The organism is Protofrankia sp. CiP3 (assembly GCF_917627345.1).
Lineage (GTDB): Bacteria > Actinomycetota > Actinomycetes > Frankiales > Frankiaceae > Protofrankia.
In genome coordinates this window covers 14,555-16,391 of record NZ_CAKJTM010000099.1, presented here as the reverse complement: position 1 = coordinate 16,391, position 1,837 = coordinate 14,555, and the positions used below count along the sequence as shown (strand labels likewise).

Genomic DNA, 1,837 nt, shown 5'->3' with positions numbered 1-1,837 from the left:
CAAAAAATCTGACAGGCTCTGCTGCGCGCCCTGACCGCGGCGGAACGGCGGGTCCTACTCGCTCACGAACAGTCGCATCTGCGTCATGTCCATCTTGGCTACCGGCTCGCGGTCCGTCTCGCCGCCGGCCTGAACCCGCTGCTGTGGCCGGTGGTCGCCGACTGCGACTACGCGCTGGAACGGTGGGCCGATGAAGACGCCGCCACCGCGGTTGCCGACCGCGGCCTCGCCGCGGTGGCACTGACCCACGCCGCCCTCGCCACCACCGACTCGGCTGCTCCCACGGTGTTGGCGTTCCACGAGCATGCGGTGACCCGCCGGGTCTCCGCGCTCCTCGCCCCGCCCCCACCGCCCCGATGGCTACCCGCCGCGCTCCCGGCCGCCCTCGGCCTGATCGTCGCCGCATGTGCCGTCGAAGCCGGCCGGGAGGTCGAGCGGCTGTTCGAACTCGCCATGCACGTCCTACCCCACTAACCATGACCCCGTTTGCCAGGTAACTCCAATGACCACCTCCACGATCGCGACGGGTGGGGGGCTGCTCCACCATCTCCTCGTCCTGCACGGACCGGTCGCCTACGCCCTCGTCGGCGTCCTTGCTTTCGGCGAGGCCGCGATTTTCATCGGGTTCGTACTACCCGGTGAGACCGCGGTCCTACTCGGCGGGGTACTGGCCAGCCAGCATGCGGTCAGCCTGCCCGGGATGGCCGCGGTCGTGGTCGTCGCCGCGATCAGCGGTGACACGGTCGGCTACGAGGTGGGCCGGCACTTCGGCGAACGAGTCCTGGCTCTACCGATCCTGCGCCGGCGCCGCCCGGCTATAGATCGGGCCCGTGCCTACCTGCGGACCCGTGGGGGCCGGGCGGTGTTCGCCGGCCGTTTCACCGCGTTCCTACGCGCGGTCATGCCCGGTCTGGCAGGGGTATCCCGCCTGCCCTACCGCCGGTTCCTCGCCTTCAACGCCGCCGGCGCTCTGCTCTGGGGAATCGGGTTCACCCTGCTCGGCTACGCCGCCGGCGCCTCCTACACCACAGTCGAGAAGACAGCCGGCTGGGCGTCCACCGGGCTGCTGCTCCTTCTCACCGCCGGGCTACTCGTCGCACACCGCTACCGCCGCGGACATGACCCGGTCACCAATCCCGACTCGGCGGCCGATCCCGACCGGCCGGACACGCCACCCCCCGGACCGGACCAGTGAACGCACCGCTCCAGTTCGCCACGACGTTCCTCGCCTGCACGGTAGGCGGTAGAGGCGTTCACCGGGTCTGTCAATACTAGAGGGAAAATGAGGTGACCGATGATCGCGAGGGGTCCACGGCGCTGGTGACCACGCTGGAACGGCCAGGGACTGTCGGTGCCGGGACCGCGGCGAGTCCTCACGGCCTGGGCGCGATGGGTTTAGCGGGCAGGCTGATGCCCGCTGTGGGCCGGGGCCCGGGCATGGGCGAGGCTGGGTTCAGGTCCTTGTCAGGCGGCCTTCGGGGTATCGGTGGGTGGGGTCTCGCGTCTGGTGAACGCGACGTCGTAGCCCAGGGCGTCCATCTGGGCGGCCAACCGTCGGGCGTGGCGGGCGGGGGGTCGCGGCGGCGGGTGAAGTAGTCGGCTCCACGATCGTGGTAGGGCTCGTCGCGGTCGAGCATGTGGTAGGCGGCAACCAGGATCGAGTGCTCCACCGCGACGCGGGCCTTGGCCGGGCCGCGGCGGGCTTTGATCCGGCCGTACCGCGCGGACAGGTAGGTGTTCTTCGTGCGGGACGCGGCACGGGCCGCTTCGTGGAGGTAGAGCCGTAGCCACTTCGAGCCTGTGCGGGTCTTGCCGCCTGTGGATTTACCGGCGGACT

At 70.3% G+C, this 1,837-nt stretch carries 2 protein-coding genes and 1 pseudogene; 2 read left to right on the top strand and 1 reads right to left on the bottom strand.

Going from position 1 to position 1,837, the window contains the following annotated elements; all coding sequences use genetic code 11:
• The first annotated feature begins 150 nt into the window (after positions 1-150).
• A complete protein-coding gene (locus MJ797_RS22115; RefSeq protein ID WP_239340573.1) occupies positions 151-474 on the top strand; it encodes a hypothetical protein in 324 nt (107 codons plus the stop codon).
• 28 nt (positions 475-502) lie between these two features.
• Positions 503-1,195: a DedA family protein gene (locus MJ797_RS22110; RefSeq protein ID WP_239340571.1), complete on the top strand. Its 693-nt coding sequence runs from the start codon at positions 503-505 to the stop codon at positions 1,193-1,195.
• A 178-nt stretch (positions 1,196-1,373) separates the two neighbouring features.
• Here MJ797_RS22110 and MJ797_RS22105 read toward each other — a convergent pair.
• Positions 1,374-1,837 (bottom strand): annotated as a pseudogene (locus MJ797_RS22105) (hypothetical protein); the annotation flags it as partial.